The sequence below is a fragment of the Alsobacter ponti genome (genome assembly GCF_024294805.1).
In the GTDB taxonomy this organism is placed as follows: Bacteria; Pseudomonadota; Alphaproteobacteria; order Rhizobiales; family Beijerinckiaceae; genus Alsobacter; species Alsobacter ponti.
In genome coordinates, this window is sequence record NZ_JANCLU010000004.1 from 220,784 (window position 1) to 238,210 (window position 17,427).

General features: G+C 71.6%; 18 protein-coding genes. 11 read left to right on the forward strand and 7 right to left on the reverse strand.

Features of this window, described 5'->3' with window-relative positions:
• Nucleotides 1-2 precede the first annotated feature (2 nt).
• The 6 genes from NK718_RS06160 to NK718_RS06185 are packed head-to-tail and all read left to right on the forward strand — an operon-like array spanning nt 3 to nt 5,331.
• Nucleotides 3-974 carry an ABC transporter permease gene (locus NK718_RS06160; protein ID WP_254739645.1) on the forward strand — a complete coding sequence of 324 codons (972 nt, stop codon included), beginning with the start codon at nt 3-5 and terminating at the stop codon, nt 972-974.
• Nucleotide 975: 1 nt separating this feature from the next.
• Nucleotides 976-1,404, forward strand: a complete 429-nt coding sequence (locus tag NK718_RS06165; RefSeq protein ID WP_254739647.1) for a cytidine deaminase — start codon at nt 976-978, stop codon at nt 1,402-1,404.
• Complete coding sequence (locus NK718_RS06170; protein ID WP_254739649.1) at nt 1,401-2,237, forward strand: purine-nucleoside phosphorylase; 837 nt, start codon at nt 1,401-1,403, stop codon at nt 2,235-2,237. Before NK718_RS06165 ends, NK718_RS06170 begins: the two co-directional genes overlap by 4 nt.
• Nucleotides 2,230-2,994, forward strand: a complete 765-nt coding sequence (gene deoC / locus NK718_RS06175) for a deoxyribose-phosphate aldolase (RefSeq protein WP_254739651.1) — start codon at nt 2,230-2,232, stop codon at nt 2,992-2,994. The genes NK718_RS06170 and deoC overlap by 8 nt, the downstream gene beginning before the upstream one ends.
• A 3-nt stretch (nt 2,995-2,997) precedes the next feature.
• On the forward strand, nt 2,998-4,335 hold the full coding sequence (deoA, locus tag NK718_RS06180; RefSeq protein ID WP_254739653.1) for a thymidine phosphorylase: 1,338 nt from the start codon (nt 2,998-3,000) through the stop codon (nt 4,333-4,335).
• A 51-nt stretch (nt 4,336-4,386) separates the two neighbouring features.
• Nucleotides 4,387-5,331 carry a 2-hydroxyacid dehydrogenase gene (locus NK718_RS06185; RefSeq protein WP_254739655.1) on the forward strand — a complete coding sequence of 315 codons (945 nt, stop codon included), beginning with the start codon at nt 4,387-4,389 and terminating at the stop codon, nt 5,329-5,331.
• Between the two features lie 4 nt (nt 5,332-5,335).
• On the opposite strand, the gene NK718_RS06190 is transcribed toward NK718_RS06185, so the two are convergent.
• The 4 genes from NK718_RS06190 to NK718_RS06205 all read right to left on the reverse strand — a co-directional run bounded on the left by NK718_RS06190 (nt 5,336) and on the right by NK718_RS06205 (nt 9,927).
• A complete protein-coding gene (locus NK718_RS06190; protein WP_254739657.1) occupies nt 5,336-6,211 on the reverse strand; it encodes a C40 family peptidase in 876 nt (291 codons plus the stop codon).
• On the reverse strand, nt 6,208-6,558 hold the full coding sequence (locus tag NK718_RS06195; RefSeq protein WP_254739659.1) for a MarR family transcriptional regulator: 351 nt from the start codon (nt 6,556-6,558) through the stop codon (nt 6,208-6,210). The genes NK718_RS06190 and NK718_RS06195 overlap by 4 nt, the downstream gene beginning before the upstream one ends.
• Nucleotides 6,559-6,636: 78 nt before the next feature.
• Complete coding sequence (locus NK718_RS06200; protein ID WP_254739661.1) at nt 6,637-8,028, reverse strand: leucyl aminopeptidase family protein; 1,392 nt, start codon at nt 8,026-8,028, stop codon at nt 6,637-6,639.
• A 36-nt stretch (nt 8,029-8,064) separates the two neighbouring features.
• Complete coding sequence (locus tag NK718_RS06205) at nt 8,065-9,927, reverse strand: glycosyltransferase (RefSeq protein ID WP_254739664.1); 1,863 nt, start codon at nt 9,925-9,927, stop codon at nt 8,065-8,067.
• Between the two features lie 285 nt (nt 9,928-10,212).
• Between NK718_RS06205 and NK718_RS06210 the strand changes: the two genes are divergently transcribed.
• The 3 genes from NK718_RS06210 (at nt 10,213) to NK718_RS06220 (ending at nt 13,485) form a co-directional block, all read left to right on the forward strand.
• Nucleotides 10,213-10,908 (forward strand): transporter substrate-binding domain-containing protein, encoded by a 696-nt coding sequence (locus tag NK718_RS06210; protein ID WP_254739666.1) that lies wholly within the window; start codon nt 10,213-10,215, stop codon nt 10,906-10,908.
• Between the two features lie 110 nt (nt 10,909-11,018).
• The gene (locus NK718_RS06215; RefSeq protein ID WP_254739668.1) at nt 11,019-12,737 is read left to right on the forward strand and encodes a lysine--tRNA ligase; all 1,719 of its coding nucleotides are present in this window, start codon (nt 11,019-11,021) and stop codon (nt 12,735-12,737) included.
• Between the two features lies 1 nt (nt 12,738).
• Nucleotides 12,739-13,485, forward strand: coding sequence for a TSUP family transporter (locus tag NK718_RS06220; RefSeq protein WP_254739670.1), 747 nt, complete (start codon nt 12,739-12,741; stop codon nt 13,483-13,485).
• Between the two features lies 1 nt (nt 13,486).
• On the opposite strand, the gene NK718_RS06225 is transcribed toward NK718_RS06220, so the two are convergent.
• Entirely contained in the window at nt 13,487-14,119 is a 633-nt protein-coding gene (locus NK718_RS06225; RefSeq protein ID WP_254739673.1) for a S24 family peptidase, read from the reverse strand.
• 146 nt (nt 14,120-14,265) lie between these two features.
• Here NK718_RS06225 and NK718_RS06230 point away from each other — a divergent pair, with 146 nt between their 5' ends.
• Both NK718_RS06230 and NK718_RS06235 read left to right on the forward strand, forming a co-directional pair.
• On the forward strand, nt 14,266-14,607 hold the full coding sequence (locus tag NK718_RS06230) for a DUF952 domain-containing protein (RefSeq protein ID WP_371877229.1): 342 nt from the start codon (nt 14,266-14,268) through the stop codon (nt 14,605-14,607).
• Complete coding sequence (locus NK718_RS06235; RefSeq protein WP_254739675.1) at nt 14,604-15,695, forward strand: quinone-dependent dihydroorotate dehydrogenase; 1,092 nt, start codon at nt 14,604-14,606, stop codon at nt 15,693-15,695. Before NK718_RS06230 ends, NK718_RS06235 begins: the two co-directional genes overlap by 4 nt.
• Here NK718_RS06235 and NK718_RS06240 read toward each other — a convergent pair.
• Together NK718_RS06240 and NK718_RS06245 are read right to left on the reverse strand one after the other, a co-directional pair.
• On the reverse strand, nt 15,692-17,047 hold the full coding sequence (locus NK718_RS06240) for an MATE family efflux transporter (RefSeq protein WP_254739677.1): 1,356 nt from the start codon (nt 17,045-17,047) through the stop codon (nt 15,692-15,694). The genes NK718_RS06235 and NK718_RS06240 overlap by 4 nt on opposite strands.
• Before the next feature lie 4 nt (nt 17,048-17,051).
• Nucleotides 17,052-17,321, reverse strand: coding sequence for a DUF6460 domain-containing protein (locus tag NK718_RS06245; protein WP_254739679.1), 270 nt, complete (start codon nt 17,319-17,321; stop codon nt 17,052-17,054).
• Between the last annotated feature and the right edge of the window lie 106 nt (nt 17,322-17,427).

The following is a 17,427-nucleotide window of genomic DNA, read 5'->3' on the forward strand; positions in this document are numbered from 1 at the left end:
CGATGGACGTTTTCGGTTTCGGCATCGCCATCTTCGATTCGGGCGTGCGGCTCGCCGTCCCCCTGCTGTTCGCGTGCCTCGCCGGGCTGTGGTCGGAGCGCTCGGGCGTGGTCGACATCGGGCTCGAGGGCAAGCTGCTGGTCGCCGCCTTCGCGGCGGCCGCCGCCTCGCACCGCTTCGACAGCGCCTGGGTGGGACTCGCCGCCGGCATCGCGGCCTCCATCGCTTTTGCCCTCGTCCACGGCTTCGCGGTCATCAGCCAGCGCGGCAACCAGATCGTCTCGGGCGTCGCCATCAACATGCTGGCGGCGGGCCTGACGGCGCTCGTCGGTAACGCCTGGTACGGGCAGGGCGGCCGCACTCCGCCTCTCGAAGGCGCGATGCGCTACCAGCCGCTGACGCTGCCGGGGGCCGAGCAGGCCGCCGCGGTCCCGGTGGTCGGACGCCTCTACGCCTATGTCGTCTCCGGCCACTCCGTGCTGGTCTACGTCGCCATCGCGGCGGTGGTGGCGACGTCGTTCGTTCTGGCGCGCACGCGCTTCGGCCTGCGGCTGCGCGCGGTGGGCGAAAACCCGGCCGCCGTCGACACGGCCGGCATCTCCGTCACCGGCCTGCGCTACGCCGCCGTGGTGATCGCCGGCGTTCTGTGCGGCATGGGCGGGGCCTATCTCTCGCTGGACCAGGCGGCGGCATTCCTGCCGCTGATGACGGCCGGCAAGGGCTTCATCGCGCTGGCCGCGCTCATCTTCGCCAAGTGGCGCGCCTGGCCGGCGTTCTGGACCTGCCTGCTGTTCGGCCTTCTCGACGCCGTGGCCATCCGCCTGCAGGGCGTCGTCGTGCCGGGCGTCGGCCAGGTGCCGGTGCAGGCGATCCAGGCGCTCCCCTACGCGTTGACGGTGATCCTGCTGGCCGGTTTCATCGGCCGCGCCATACCGCCCCGCGCCTCCGGGACGCCCTATGTGAAGGAACGCTGACATGTCCGAGCAGGACGCTCCCGCCGACCTCGTCGAGGCCGCGACCCTCGTGCGCGACCGGGCCTACGCGCCCTATTCGCGTTACAAGGTCGGAGCGGCGCTGCGCGCCGCGTCGGGCCGGGTCTATGCCGGCGCCAATGTCGAGAACGCCGCCTATCCGGTCGGCGTCTGCGCCGAGGCGAGCGCGATCTCGGCCATGGTCGCCGGCGGCGACACGCGGCTCGTCGAGATCGCCGTCGTCGCCGAGGGCGGCGCGCTGGTGACGCCGTGCGGCGGATGCCGCCAACGTATCTTCGAGTTCGGCGGGGCCAAGGCGGTGATCTGGGCGGCGGACTTGCGCGGGCGTCGCCGCCGCTTTACCGCAGACGAATTGCTGCCGCTCGCCTTCGGGCCGGATTCGATGGCGGCGTCGGAGACCGCGCCGTCATGACCCCAGCCCACGACCAGGCCGCCTTAGACGCGCGATGCGAGGACGCCGTGGCGCGTCTCGCGCCGCTGCTGGGACGGGTGTCTGTCGGCCTGGTGCTCGGCACCGGGCTCGGCGCGGTGGCGGACGCGGTCGAGGACAAGGTGGTCGTGCCCTACGCCGACATTCCGGGCTTTCCGGAGAACTCGGTGTCCGGCCATGCCGGGCGCATCGTCGCCGGCACCCTGGCGGGCCGGCGCGTCGCCGTGATGCAGGGCCGCGCCCACTATTACGAGACGGCGGACTCCGCCGCGATGCGCGTGCCGCTGGAGACGCTGCGCCGCCTCGGGGCCGGGACGCTGGTGCTGACCAACGCGGCCGGCTCCTTGCGGCCGGACCTCGCGCCCGGCCGGCTGTGCCTGCTGACGGACCACCTCAACCTCTCGGGCACGAACCCGCTGCTCGGCGACCGCGGCGACGGGCGCTTCGTGTCGATGACCGACGCCTACGACCCAGGCCTGCGCCGCGCCTTCCATGCGGCGGCGCGCGCCTCCGGCGTCGACCTCGACGAGGGCGTCTATTGCTGGGTGTCCGGACCCAGCTTCGAGACGCCGGCCGAGATCCGCATGCTGCGCATTCTCGGCGGCGACGTGGTCGGCATGTCGACCGTGCCCGAGGTGATCCTGGCCCGACGCCTGGGCCTACGCGTCGCGGCGGTGTCGACGGTGACGAATTTCGGCGCGGGCATCGAGAACGCGAGCCCGTCGCACCACGAGACCAAGGACGTGGCCGCGAAGGCCGGCGCGGCGCTGTCGCGCCTGCTGATCGCCTTCCTCGGGGGACTCGACGATGCCTGACGACGCCGCCCTCGCCCGCCGGCTTCTCGGCCTTCTGGACCTGACCAACCTGGAAGCCAATTGCGGGCCGGCCGAAATCAAGGCGCTGTGCGCCCGCGCCGTCGGGCCGCACGGCAAGGTCGCCGCCGTGTGCGTCTGGCCGCAATTCGCCGGTGACGCGGCGCGCGCCCTCAAGGACACCGGCGTCCACGTGGCGACGGTGGTGAACTTCCCGGCCGGCGGCGAGGACGTGGAGCGCGTTCTCGACGACATGGGCGAGGCGCTCGGCGACGGGGCCGACGAGATCGACCTCGTGCTGCCCTACCGCGCCTTCCTGCGCGGCGACGCGGCCGTCGCCGGCGACATGGTGCGCGAGGCCAGGCAGATGCTCGCCCCACGCCAGCGCCTCAAGGTGATCCTCGAGACCGGCGCGTTCCCGGACCGCGACGCCATCGCGGCGGCGAGCCGGCTCGCCATCGAGGCCGGGGCAGACTTCCTCAAGACCTCGACCGGAAAGATCGCCGTGTCGGCCACGCCCGAGGCGGCCGAGACGATGCTGACGGCGATCCGCGACTCCGGCCGTCCGGTCGGCTTCAAGGCCGCCGGCGGCATCCGCACGCTGGCCGACGGGGCGCTCTACCTGGAGCTCGCCGAGCGGGTTATGGGCGCGGGCTGGGCGACGCCGGACATGTTCCGCATCGGCGCGAGCAGCCTGCACGCGGCGCTGGTCGCGGCCATCGACGGCGCGGCGGACGCGCCGGGCGGGGAAGGTTACTGACCCATGCTGCCGCAGGAGATCATCCGCAAGAAGCGCGACGGCGGCGAACTGGCCGCCGCCGAGATCGAGTTCCTGATCGAGGGGCTGACGGCCGGCCGCGTCACCGAGGGGCAGGCGGCGGCCTTCGCGATGGCCGTTTTCTTCCGCGGCATGACGATGGAGGAGCGCGTCGCACTCACCCGCGCCATGGTGCGCTCGGGCGCGACGCTCGACTGGTCGGACCTGTCCGGCCCGGCGCTCGACAAGCACTCGACCGGCGGCATCGGCGACAATGTCAGCCTGATGCTCGCCCCCGCCGTCGCCGCCTGCGACGGCTTCGTCCCGATGATCTCGGGCCGGGGGCTCGGCCACACGGGCGGCACGCTCGACAAGCTGGACTCGATTCCCGGCTACCGCTCGCAGCCGGACATCGCGCTGTTCCGCAAGGTGGTGCGCGAGGTTGGCTGCGCCGTCATCGGCCAGACGGCGGACCTCGCCCCGGCCGACAAGCGCCTCTACGCCATCCGCGACGTCACCGCGACGGTCGAGTCGATCCCGCTCATCACGGCGTCGATCCTGTCGAAGAAGCTGGCTGCGGGGCTCGACGGCCTGGTGATGGACGTGAAGACAGGTTCCGGCGCGTTCATGCCGAGCTTCGAGGGCTCGGCCGAGCTCGCGGAAAGCCTTGCCATGGTCGCCACCGACGCCGGCCTGCCGACCACGGCCCTGATCACCGACATGAACGAGCCGCTCGCCAGCGCCGCCGGCAACGCCGTCGAGGTGATGAACGCCATCGACTATCTGCGCGGCGTGCATGTCGACCCGCGCCTGCACGAGGCGGTGGTCGCGCTCGGCGGCGAGATGCTGCTGCTGGGCGGCATCGCCGAGAGCATCGAGGACGGCTGGGCGATGATCGACGCCGCCATCGGCTCGGGGCGCGCGGCCGAGCGATTCGGCCGCATGGTCGCGGCGCTTGGCGGGCCGACCGACCTGATGGAGCGCCCCGCCGCGCATCTGCCCAGGGCGGCGATCACGCGGCCGATCCTGCCGCACCGCGCGGGGTTCGTGGCGAAGGTGGACGCGCGCGCCATCGGGCTGGCCGTCATCCAGGTCGGCGGCGGCCGCACGCGGGCCGAGGACGCCATCGACCATGCCGTCGGGTTCACCTCGCTGGCCGGCCACGGCGACCCGGTCGGCCCCGACGCGCCGCTCGCCATCGTTCATGCCCGCGACGAGGCGCACGCCGATCTCGCCGAGGCGGCGATCCGCGCCGCCTACACGGTGGCCGACGACGCCGCCGAGCGGGGCCCTGTCGTTCTGGCGCGCTTCGCCGCGGCGGAAGACGGGCCCGACGCCGCGTGACGCCCCGGCCATGCCGCGCCTCGTTCCCGTCACCCGCATCGGACCCTACGCATGACCCTGCTCGTCGCCCTGCGTGAATGGGACCTCGCCGCCTGGGTGGCGCGGTTCCGGCGCGAATTGCCCGGACGCGAGATCGTCGCGCTCGGCGATCCGTTCGACCGCCGCGCGGTCGAGTACGCGGTGTCGTGGAAGCACCCGCCCGGCTCGCTCGCCGGGCTGCCGAACCTCGAGGCGATCTTCTCGCTCGGCGCCGGCGTGGACCACCTGATGGGCGACGATCGGCTGCCCGACGTGCCCGTCGTGCGCGTCGTCGACCCGGACCTCACCAGCCGCATGAGCGAATATGTCGTGCTGCATGCGCTCAAGATCCTGCGCCAGCAGATGCGCTACGTGCGCCAGCAGCAGGAGCGAGTCTGGCAGGACGATCGCGACCAGCCTTCCGCCGCCGACGTGCGCGTCGGCGTGATGGGCCTGGGCGTGCTCGGCCTCGACGCGGCGCGCAAGCTGCGCGTCATGGGCTTCGACGTGGCGGGCTGGAGCCGCTCGCCGAAGGAGAGGCTGGACTTCCCCGCCTTCTCGGGCGCGGACGGGCTCGCGACCTTCCTGGCCCGCACCGACATCCTCATCTGCCTGCTGCCGCTGACGCCCGACACGCGCGGCATCATCGACCGCAAGCTCTTGGGCGGGCTGGCGCGCGGCGGACGGGTCGGCGGCGCGCACCTCGTCAACGCCGGACGCGGCGGGCTGCAGGTCGAGGCCGACATCCTCGCCTGCCTCAAGGACGGCACGCTCGCCAGCGCGACGCTCGATGTGTTCGAAACCGAGCCGCTGCCGCAGGCCTCGCCGCTCTGGGACCACCCGCGCGTGACGGTGACGCCGCACAACGCCGCCATGTCGGACCCGGTGACCATCGCAAGGCTGATCGCCGAGCAGATCCGTCGGGTGGAGGCCGGAGAGCCGTTCCAGAACGTGGTCGACCGGACGCGCGGCTACTGAAGCGTCAGCCGGGCAGCCGCCGCACCGTGGTCACGCCGGCGCCGGTCTTGGCGAGGATGCGGGCGCAGGCCGCGTCGAAATCCTCGCTTTCCACCAGCATGTGGTGGCCGTTGGCGTGCAGCAGCGTGTCGGCGTCGCGCAGCATGCCGACATGGCCCTTCCAGAACACCAGGTCGCCGCGCCGCCGTTCGGCGCGCGGCAGGTCGGCCGGGAGCGCCGCGCCGACGGTCGCCTCCTGCATGTCGCTGTCGCGCGGAACGGCGACGCCGCACATGGCGAGCGAGAGCTGTACGAGGCCCGAGCAGTCCAGGCCCAGGCTCGTCTTGCCGCCCCACAGATAGGGAACGCCGACGAAACGCTCGGCTACGGCCACGAAATCCGCCTCGGTCTCGGCGAGCGGGCGCAGATGCTGGGCGAAGACCGCGCCGAGCGGCGTCACCGCGAAGTCGCCCTGCATGCGCAGCACCTCGACCTCGCTGCCGAGCGACAGCGCCGCCACCGGGGGCAGCTTGATCGACGGTCCGGGGTAGACGAAGGTCCGCAGCGCGTGAACGCGGTGGGTGGGCGCGGGCGCCCCCTCGATCAGCGCGGCGGCCGGCATCCAGCCCACGTAGGAATCGCGGGCAAGCTGGCCCCACACCCAGCCCTCGGCGTCGAATTCGTAGGCGGTCACCGCCTCCCCGTGCAGGGCCTCGGTGTCGAGCGCGCCGCCGGGCGAGGGCTCGCGGCGCACGGCGGCCGAGGCCTCCAGCACGCGCATCGCCCGGCCCTCGACATAGCGAGCCGCCTCGACGACGCCCCGCAGATGCGCCGCGGCGAGGTCGGGCCGGGCCGGGGTGAGGCGGCGGTCGAACGAGCGGGGAGCAAGGGTCTGGCTCATCGGGGGACTGTCCTCAGTCGGGCGACGATGGCGTCGCCGAGTTTCTCCACGTGGAGCGCGCCCTTGACGGTGCGCTGGACGACCACGTTGCGGCGGTCCGCCTCGTCGCGGCGGCGCGACACCAGGTCCAGCTTGCCCATCGTGTCCAGCGCCCGCGTGATCGCCGGCTTGGTGACGCCGAGCTTGGCGGCGAGCCCGCGCACCGTGTGCGGCGGCGTCTCCAGGTAGACGGTGAGCAGGATGGCGGTCTGCCGCGCGGACAGATCCTGCTCGCCGTCCCGCACGAGGTCGAGCGTGACGTCGTGCCAGAGCCTCAGGGCCTGAAGAGGGCGCAGCGCGACGGACATGCCACCTGGGAGCAGATCGTTTCGGAGCCGTATTATTCGCGACGCCGCCCGATCCGGCAAGTGGTTTGCCGCGCCACGTCAGCGAGCGTAGCGCTCCTGCAACAGCGCGAAGACCAGCCGCGCCGCCTGCGGCTCGCCGCCGAACGGCCGGCCGGGCTTCTCGGCCGGCGTCCAGCCGTAGATGTCGAAATGCGCCCACGCCTTCGCCTTCTCGACGAAGCGGCGCAGGAACAACGCCGCCGTCACAGAACCGGCGAACCCGCCCGTGGTGACGTTGTTCATGTCGGCGATCTTCGAATCGAGCATGGCGTCGTAGGGCTTCCACAGCGGCATCCGCCACACCGGGTCGTTTACGGCGGCGCCGGTTCGCGCCACGTCCGCCGCCAGGGCTTCGTCGTCCGTGTAGAAGGGCGGAAGGTCGGGGCCCAGCGCGACGCGCGCCGCCCCGGTCAGGGTCGCGAAGTCGACGAGCAGGTCGGGCTGCTCCTCGTCCGCCAGCGCCAGGGCGTCGGCGAGGATCAGCCGGCCCTCGGCGTCGGTGTTGCCGATCTCGACCGTCAGCCCCTTGCGGCTGCGCAGCACGTCGCCGGGGCGGAAGGACGTCCCGGAGATGGCGTTCTCGACGGCCGGCACGAGCACGCGCAGGCGCACCTTCAGCCGGGCCTCCACCACCATCTGGGCGATGGCGAGCGCCGTGGCCGCGCCGCCCATGTCCTTCTTCATCAGGAGCATGCCGGCGTCGTTCTTGATGTTCAGCCCGCCCGTGTCGAAGCAGACACCCTTGCCGACCAGCGTCACCTTGGGCGCGGACTCCTCGCCCCACGTCAGGTCCAGCAGGCGCGGCGCGCGGCTCGAGCCGCGGCCGACGGCATGCACCATCGGGAAGTTGGCGGCGAGCAGGTCGTCGCCGACGGTGACGGCGAGCGCGACGCCGCGTGCCTGCGCCCAGTTGCGCACGGCCGTCTCCAGCTCGGCCGGACCGAGATCGGAGGCCGGCGTGTTGATGAGGTCGCGGCCCATGGCGACGGCCTCGGCGACACGGCGCACGGCGTCGCCGTCGACGCCGTCCGGCATCACCAGGCGCACGGCGCGCGGGGCGGGCCTGGCGCGGTAACGGTCGAACCTGTAGCCGCCGAGCGCGAAGGCGAGGGCGGCGAGAGTGGCGTCGCCGCCGAAGCCGTCAAGCCGGTAGACGCCCTCGGGCAGTTGCGCCAGCTTCGCCGGCAGGAACGGATCGGACGGGCGGACGCCGTCGCCGACGCCCCACAGCACCGCGGCGGGCTTGCCGCCGGCCCCGGGCGCGAAAGCGGTCTGTCCGGCCTTGCCCTCGAAACCCTGGGCCTGGGCGAAGGCGGCCACGCCGTCGCCCAGCGCGTCGGCCCGGCTTCGCCAGTCGGCGGCGGACACGCACAGCACCGGCGTTGCGCCGGCGGCGGCCGGATCGGAAGGATCGACGAGGGAAAGAGCCACGGCGCGGTCTCCGTTCAGGAACAGGATCGACCCGTGCTAGTGCATTTCGACCGCCGATGACAACCGCGCGGGGCGGTGCGGGGTCTTGTTCCAATGGAACGGGGCGACGATGAGCTCCCAAAGCGCTACCCAGGAGGCGGCCGTCAGCAGCAGAAGATAGGGAATGGCGCAGAGCGCGTCGGCGAAGCGGAGGCGCAGCCCCCGCGTCCGCGCGGCGCGCAGGATCGGCCACAGCACCGAGATCGGACCGAGCGCCAGGACGGCGGTGGACAGGCTGAAGGTGAGGGCGGGCTTGATCCCCGGATGGGATGCCGCGTCTCCCGTCGCGAGCTTCCAGACGAAGATCAGCAGGAACAACGGCCCGCCGAGCGCGGCCAGCAGCGTCGCCAGCGTGTGGGTCGCCACGGCGAGGCTGCCGCCGAAGCCGAGCCGGACCCAGGTGTCGCGGCCGAGGCGGCTGTGCACGACGGCCGTCTGCATCCAGCCCTTCATCCAGCGCCGCCGCTGCATGAACCAGTCGCGCAGGCGGGTGGGCGCTTCCTCGTAGGTGGCCGAATCGAGCGCGCCGACGCGCAGGCCCAGCTCCGCCAGCCGCAGCCCCAGGTCGGCGTCCTCGGTGACGTTCCAGGCGTCCCACGCCAGCGCCGCGTCGAGCGCCCGCGTGCGGAAGTGGTTGGACGTTCCGCCGAGCGGAATGGGCAGGCCGAGCAGGGCGTAGCCCGGCATGACGGCGTCGAACAACAGCGCGTATTCCAGCGAGAACATCCGCGGCAGCCAGCCCTCGTGCCCGTTGTCGATCGCCAGCGCGCATTGCAGGCAGGCAAGATCGTCGGGGCCGTCTTGAAACACGGACGCCGCCCGGCGCAACTGGTCCGGGGCCGGCCGGTCCTCCGCGTCGAACACCACGACGAGGTCGCCGCGCGCGAAGCGCAGACCGATGTTGAGGGCTCGCGGCTTGGTGCGCGGCTCGCCGGGCGGGCAGACGACGACTTCGAACGGCGCGTCCGGCGCGACCTCGCGGGCGACCCGGATGGTCTCCTCGTCGTGCGCTTCCACCAGCAGCTTGATGTCGAGCTTGGCGCGCGGATAGTCCAGCGCGCGCAGATGCGCCACGAGGGACGGCAGGATGCCGGCCTCCCGATAGAGCGGGACGAGCACGGTGTACACCGGCAGGTCGGCGTCCTCGATCGGCCCGCCGGCCACACGGCCCAGCCTGTAATGCGTGTCGACCGCCGCCAGACGCAGAACGAGGGCGAGCAGGAATACGACCGAGCACGCCAGGCTGAACGCATCCAGCGCATGGGCCGGGTGCAGCGCAAGGCCGAGCGCCGCCGCCACGGCCAGGGCGACGAGCGCGACCAGTTGCGGGTCGCTCGGCGCGTCGCGGAACGAGGCCCGCGGCCGCTCGCTCGGCAGGCGGTTCACGGCGTCACGTGCGGCGCGCCCGCCGAACTCGCGCAGCAGCTCCGCGTCGAGCCGCGCCGGCGTCGTCAGCGAGAGAGAGGCGGGAGCGCCCGTCGGCCAGTGACGCAGCAGCCAGCCGATCTGCGCGCCCCGCGGCGCGGCCACCCAGCGCGCCGGGCCGGGGCCGGCCAGGAGAGCCAGCCCGCTGCGCGCCGCATCGCGGGGCTCGAAACGCGCCGGCGTGAAGGGAACCGAAAGGAATTGCAGGCCGAGCCGGCGCGCCAGCGCGGCGTAGAACGCGTCGCTGCCGATGACGCCCTCCGCGATCAGCACCCGGTCGGCGGTCGACCCGATGCGCCGCGCCGTCCGGACGGCTTCCGCCAGCGCGAAAGGCGACACGCCCTCCTCCAGCAGGAACGCGAGATCCGCGACGACAAGCTCGTCGTCGGGCAGGCGGGCGCGGCCTATCGCGGCCATCGCATCCCAGTGGCGCATGGCGTGGTTCCGTTCGGGGCATGGAACTGCTAGACATGTACTGCCCAGCCGATGCGCGAAACGAAGTCGCCGCGTGGGGGCGCGCCGAAAATCGGCCTCGTTTCCGCGTCTCGAGCGATTCGGCATGCCGACATGAAGCTTGTCAACAGAATTTTAACGCTCCTTTCCGCTGGATTGCTTGGAGTTGCTTTTGCAATTCCCGGTAGCGCCCGTGCGGAAGACGCCGTCTTCACACCGAATTATTTCGATAATTCCCAGCGCATTGAAAAACCGGATCTGTCCGGATTGCGCGTCGTTCGCTTTCTCACCGACGACGACTACCCGCCCATGCATTTCCAGGCGGAGGACGGACGGCTCAGCGGCTTCAACGTCGACCTCGCCCGCGCCATCTGCGAGACGCTCAACGTCTCCTGCACCATCCAGGCGCGGCGCTGGGACACGCTGCTGGATTCGCTGCGCGAGAACCGGGGCGACGCGGTGATCGCCTCGATCCGGCCGACGCCGGCCCTGCGGGCGGAGTTCGCGTTCAGCGCGCCCTATCTGCGCACCCCGGCGCGCTTCGTGGCGCGCGCGGCCGGCGCGCCGCCCTCGCCGGAGACGATCGCGGGCCGCACGGTGGCGGTGGTGTTCAACTCGGCCCACGAAGCCTATCTGCGGACCTTCTTCCCGAAGGCGTCGATCAAGGGCTTCGACGACCTGGAGCGGGCCCGCAACGCGCTGGCGCGCGGCGAGGTGGACTATCTGTTCGGCGACGGCCTGACGCTGGCCGTGTGGCTCAACGGCTCGGACGCGGCCGGCTGCTGCACCTTCGCCGGCGGGCCCTACACGGAGAGCCGGTACTTCGGCGAGGGCGTGGCGATCGCCATGCGGCGCGGCGACGCGCCGCTGCGGCGGGGCATCGATTACGCGCTGCGGCAGCTCTCCGCCAAGGGCGCGCACGCGGAGCTTTACCTGCGCTACTTTCCCGTCGGTTTCTACTGAGCGGCGCGGCGACGCGCCCGTTTCCCCTCGCGCGGGAAATCGTCTAAATGTGCCGCCGCGGCCGCCCGGCGGCCGGCCTCCACCCGATAAGACCGCCCGAAAGACACGACATGACTGCGTCGCCCGCGACCGCCGAACCCCTTTCCCTCCCGCAGGCCGCCGGGCAGTCGCCCGCCTGGCCGTTCGAGGAGGCGCGCAAGCTCGTCGCGCGGGCGGAGCGGACCGGCCAGAAACAGGTGCTGTTCGAGACCGGCTACGGCCCGTCGGGCCTGCCGCACATCGGCACGTTCGGAGAGGTGTGCCGCACCACCATGGTGCGCCACGCCTTCCGCGTGCTCACCGAGGACCGTATCCCGACGCGTCTCGTCGCCTTCTCGGACGACATGGACGGCCTGCGCAAGGTGCCTGACAACATCCCGAACAAGGAGCTGGTCGCCGCCCATCTCGGCAAGCCGCTGACGCGCGTGCCGGACCCGTTCGGGACGCATCCGAGCTTCGGCGAGCACAATAACGCCCGCCTGCGCGCCTTCCTCGACCATTTCGGCTTCGAGTACGAGTTCGTGTCGTCGACTGAGGCCTATCGCTCCGGGCGCTTCGACGACACGCTGCTGCTGATGCTGGAGCGCTACGACGCGGTGATGGAGGTGATGCTGCCGTCGCTTCGGCAGGAGCGCGCGCAGAGCTATTCGCCGTTTCTGCCCATCCACCCGGTGACCGGCATCGTCATGCAGGTTCCGGTCGACGAGATCAGGAAGGCTGCCGGCGCCATCGTGTGGCGCGACCCCGCCACCGGCGAACGCTACGAGACGCCGGTGACCGGCGGTCATTGCAAGCTCCAGTGGAAGCCCGACTGGGCGATGCGCTGGGTGGCGCTCGGCGTCGACTACGAAATGGCCGGCAAGGACCTCATCGACAGCGTCAAGCTCTCGGGGGAGATCTGCCGCGCGCTCGGCGCGACGCCGCCGGAAGGCTTCAACTACGAGCTGTTCCTCGACGAGAAGGGGCAGAAGATCTCGAAGTCGAAGGGCAACGGCCTCACCATCGAGGAGTGGCTGGCCTATGGCAGCCCGGAGAGCCTGTCGCTGTTCATGTACAACAAGCCGCGAGAGGCCAAGCGGCTGCACTTCGACGTCATCCCGCGGGCAACGGACGACTACCTGACCTTCCTCGAGAAGTATCCGAAGCAGGCGCTGCGCGAGCAGCTCGGCAACCCGGTGTGGCACATCCACGCCGGCGAGCCGCCCGAGCCGGAGACGGTGCGCAGCGCCGACGGCTCGGCCCCGGCCACCACCATCTCCTTCGCCATGCTCCTCAACCTCGTGGCGGTCGCGAACTCCGAGGATCCGCAGGTGCTGTGGGGGTTCATCCGCCGCTACGCGCCGGGCGTCACGCCGGAGAACCACCCCAAGCTCGACAAACTGGTCGGCTACGCCGTCGCCTATTTCCGCGACTTCGTGCGGCCGTCCAAGGTCTACCAGGAGCCCGGCGAGGCGGAGAGCGCGGCGTTGCGGGATCTCGCGGCGGCGCTCGCCCCGCTGGAGGGCTCCACCGACGCCGAGGCCCTGCAGGCTGTGGTTTACGAGGTCGGCCGAACCCATTTCCCGGACCTGTCGGGCAAATCGAAGAGTCCGGACGGCCGGCCCGGCGTGCTGCAGGCGTGGTTCCAGACGCTCTACCGCATCCTGCTGGGGCAGGAGCGCGGCCCGCGCTTCGGCTCCTTCGCGGCGCTGTATGGCGTGGCGGAGACGCGGGAGCTGATCGCCAAGGGGCTCTCCGGCGCGCTGCGCGCCGAGCACGAGGCGTTCCTGGCCGGGCGCAAGGCCGGCTGAGGTGGTGGGGCCGCTGCTGGCGGCCGCCCTGGCCGCTGCCGTCCTCGCGACGTCCTTCCTCTCCGGCATTTTCGGCATGGCCGGTGGGATGATCCTGCTCGGCGTGCTGCTGCTGATCCTGGACGTCGCGCCGGCCATGGTGCTGTTCGGCGTCACCCAGTTCGCCTCGAACGGCTGGCGCGCCGTGCTGTGGCGGCGGCACATCCAGTGGGGCATCACGGCGCAATACGCGCTGGGCTCCGTGGCGACCTTCGGCCTGATGAAGCTCGTCGCCTTCGTCCCGGACAAGGCCACGCTCTATATCGGGCTGGGGATGATGCCGTTCCTGGTCGACCGGCTGCCTCCGTCCCTGCAGCCGGACATCACGCGGCGTTTCGCGCCGTTCCTGTGCGGATGCGTCATCATGGTGCTGCAGTTGCTGGCCGGCGCGGCGGGCAACGTGCTCGACGTGTTCTTCCAGCAGAGCCAGCTCGACCGCAAGACGATCGTGGCGACCAAGGCCGCCACGCAGGCGCTCGCCCACGTGCTGCGCGTGCTCTATTTCGGCTCCTTCGCCGTGACGCTGCACGAGACGCTGCCGCTGTGGGTGTTCGCGCTGGCCATCGCCGTCGCCTTCACGGGGACGTCGCTCGCCGCGATGGTGCTGCACCGCATGAGCGAGGCGAATTTCCGGCGCTGGAGCAAACTCCTCATCCGCACCGTCAGCGCCTCCTACGTGCTTTACGGAGCGTGGCTGCTGGCCCGCTGAGCTACTGGCTCGCCCACATGATCCGCGCCAGCCACTCGACGTCGGCGAGCGGCAGCACGCGGTCGGCGTGATCGGGGTTGAGCGACGACAGCTCCACGGTTTTCGCGGTGCGCCGCTTCAGCTCCTTCACCATCACCTCGCCGTCGCGGGTCTTCACCACGACGCGGTCGCCGCGCCGCACGGCGGCGGCGGGCGAGCAGATGATGACGTCGCCGTGGCGGTAGAGCGGCTTCATGCTCTCGCCGCTCACCTCGAGCGCATAGACGTGCGGGTCGCCGAGGTCGGGGAACTCCACCTCGTCCCAGCCGCCGCCGACGGGAAAGCCGCCGTCGTCGAAGAAGCCGCCCGTCCCGGCCTGCGCGAAGCCGAGCAGCGGGATCGCCCGGTTGGCGGCTTCCGGCTGGCGCGCCGTGATCAGCGACATGAACTCGTCGAGGCTCGCCCCCGTCGCCTCCAGCACCTTCGCCACCGATTCGGTGGACGGCCAGCGCAGGCGGCCGTCGGGCGAGACGCGCTTGGACTTGTTGAACGTCGTGGGGTCCAGCCCCGCCTTGCGGGCAAGTCCCGACGCGCTGAGGCCATAGCGGCTCGCCAGCCGATCCAGCGCGGCCCAGATCTGATCGTGTGTCAGCATCGTCATATCCCGCACAAAGGATCACGGTCCGATTGCAGGAAATAAAGCCTTTAAGGCGAAAAAGCAACCGGGTTCCGCGTCCCGTCCGCGCTGTCCGGTTGATCGGTGTCGCCGCCCGGCCTAAGAGGCATCGACGGAGGCGCGGCGTGCTCATCTACAAGATCTGTCCCGAGGCGATGTGGCGGCAGGCCGAGGCGGCGGGCGTCTTCGCCGGCGCGCCTGTCGACCTCGCCGACGGCTACATCCATTTTTCGACGGCGGCGCAGGCCCGCGAGACGGCCGCGAAGCACTTCGCCGGCCAGCGCGACCTCGTGCTCGTGGCGGTCGAGGCCGAGGCGCTCGACGAGGCGCTGAAATGGGAGCCGTCGCGCGGCGGAGCGCTGTTTCCGCATCTCTACGCTCCGCTCCCCGTCTCGGCGGCGCGCTGGGTGCGCCCGCTGCCGCTCGGCTCCGACGGGGCGCATCGCTTTCCGGAGGACATGGCGTGAGCCTTCGCGACCTCGTCAGCCGGGCCGGCGCGTTCGCGTTGCCGGTGCTGCGCCGCTTCGACGCCGAGACCGCGCACGGCATGACCATCGCGGCCCTGCGCGTCATGCCGCCCGTCGAGCCTGCGAAATCGCCGCGCGAGCTGGCCGTGCGGGCGTTCGGCCTCGATTTCCCCAATCCGGTGGGCATGGCGGCCGGCTTCGACAAGAACGCCGAGGTCCCCGACGCGCTATTGGCGCTGGGCTTCGGCTTCGCCGAGGTCGGCACGCTGACGCCGCTCGCCCAGCCCGGCAACCCTAAGCCCCGCATGTTCCGCCTTCCGGAGGACGAGGGGGTCATCAACCGTCTTGGCTTCAACAACGAAGGGCACGCGGCGGCGCTGCGCCGCCTGCGCGAGCGGACGGGGCGGGGCGGCGTCGTCGGCGTCAATATCGGCGCCAACAAGGATACGGCGGACAGGGCCGCCGATTACGTGAAGGGCGTCGAGGTGTTTGCGGAGCTGGCCTCCTACTTCACCGTCAACGTCTCCTCGCCCAACACGCCCGGCCTGCGCGACCTGCAGCACGAGGCGGCGCTGGACGACCTGCTGGCGCGCGTCATCGCGGCGCGCGACGCGGCCCGCGTCCGCCGCCCGGTGCTGCTGAAGATCGCGCCCGACCTGACGCTCGGCGACCTCGACGGCGTGGTCGCGGTGGCGCGCCGGCGCGGCGTCGACGGGCTGATCGTCTCCAACACCACCATTTCGCGCCCGCCCACCCTACGCGATCCCGCGAGGGCGGAGCAGGGCGGCCTGTCCGGCAAGCCGCTGTTCGCGCTGGCGACGCGCATGCTGGCCGAGACCTTTGTGCGCGTCGAAGGCGCGTTCCCGCTGGTCGGGGTCGGCGGCATTCACTCGGCGGAGAGCGCGCTGGCCAAGATCGAGGCCGGGGCGACGCTGATCCAGCTCTATTCCGCGATGGTCTATCGCGGCCCGGCGCTGGTCGACGAGATCAAGGCGGGGCTCGGCGCCGCGGCGCGCCGCGAGGGAGGCCTCGCGCCGCTGGTCGGCCGGCGCGCGGCGGCCCTGTGCGCCGCGCCGTTCCCGGTCTAGCGCGCCTTGCGGAAGGCGCGCCGCGTCATCGGCGTGAAGGTGAGCGCCTGCCCAATCCCGCGCGATCCGAGGAAAACAAGGAAGGCCGTCCACAGGCCGGCATTGCTCCAGCCGCGCGCCGCGTAGAACGTCGCGAGGTAGAGCGCCAGCGAAATCAGCATCAGGTTGCGCATGGCGCGCGTCCAGGTCGCGCCGATGAAGATGCCGTCGAAGGCGAAGGCCGTCGCGCCGACCAGTGGCGTCAGTGCCGCGAAGAGGAGATAGGCCGCCGCTTCGCGGCGCACGTCGGGGTTGGTGCTGACGAAGTCGATGAAGGCGGTTCCCCCGGCCAGCAGGATCAGCGTCACCGCTGCGCCCGCGCCGACGCTGAGCGCGAGAACCGACCGCGCCGCCTTGCGGAAGCCGCCCTCGTCCCGCGCGCCGATCGCCTGCCCGCATAACTGCTCGGCCGCGGTGGCGAAGCCGTCGAGGAAATAGCTGCCGAACAGGAACAGGTTATAGAGCACCGCGTTCGCCGCCAGCGTCAGGTCGCCGCTGCGCGCGCCCTGCGCGGTGAAGAACCCGAACGCGGTGAGCAGCGCGAGGGTGCGGATGGCGACGTCGCGGTTGACGGCCAGCATCCGCTTCAGGGCGCGGGCCTCCAGCACCTCGGCGAGACTGATGCCGCGCGGCAGCGCGCCAATGCGCGCCAACAGCGTGAGCCCGGCCGCCGCGCCCAGGATTTCGGCGATCACCGTGGCGGAAGCCGCGCCGGCGATGCCCCAGCCGAGCCCTGGCACGAAGGCGAGGGTGAAGCCGATCTTGCTCAGATTGATGAACACTTGCAGCCCGAGCGCCAGGTCGGTCCGCGCCCGCCCGACCAGCGAGCCGAGCACGGCGTAGTTGGCGAGCGCGAACGGGGCCGACCAGATGCGGATGAAGATGTAGACGCGCGCCGCCTCGGCCACCGGCGGGCTGGCCTCCATCAGCCGCAGCGTCGCCGCGGCGATCGGAACCTGGAGCGCGATCAGGGCCGCGCCGAGCAGTCCCGCCAGAGTCAGGGCGCGCGCCATGGCGCGGGCCACCTCGCGATCGTCGCCGGCCCCATAGGCCTGGGCCGTGAGTCCCGCCGTGCTGAGGCGCAGCGAGCCGAGGCCCCAGAACAGCACGTCGAACACGATCGCCCCGATGGCGACGGCCCCGAGCAGATGAACCTGTCCCAGCCGCCCGATGACGGTGGCATCGACGAGGCCGAGCAACGGCTCGGTCAGGTGCGCGAGCATCACCGGGGCGGCCAGGCGAACGATGACGCCGAGGCGCGCGTCGACGGCGCGGGCGCGGGGCGCGTCCACCGGGGGCTGGGTGTCGTTCACCGGTTCAGCGCCGGCCGCCGAACAGACGCGCCAGCAGCCAGATCGGCACCACGATCACCGCGCCGTAGACCAGGTACTGGAAAACCTCGCGCACCGCGCCGAAGCCGAGCGCCCACAGGCGGTGGAACAGGTTCTGGATGCCGCGCAGCAGGTCGGGCGGAGTCAGCCCGAACAACGACAGGAAGGCGCCGACCAGGATCGACATGAACACCAGCTTCAGCACCACCGCCCCCGGCGAGCCGCCGAGCCAGCGCGATAAATCCGAATTGGCCATGCAAGACTCCAACGTGACGCCAAGGACCTCTGGACCCGGTCGGGCCGACGCTGTTTCATGGCCCGTCGTCCCCCGGATGGCAACTCCGTCGCGCCCAGGACCGCCC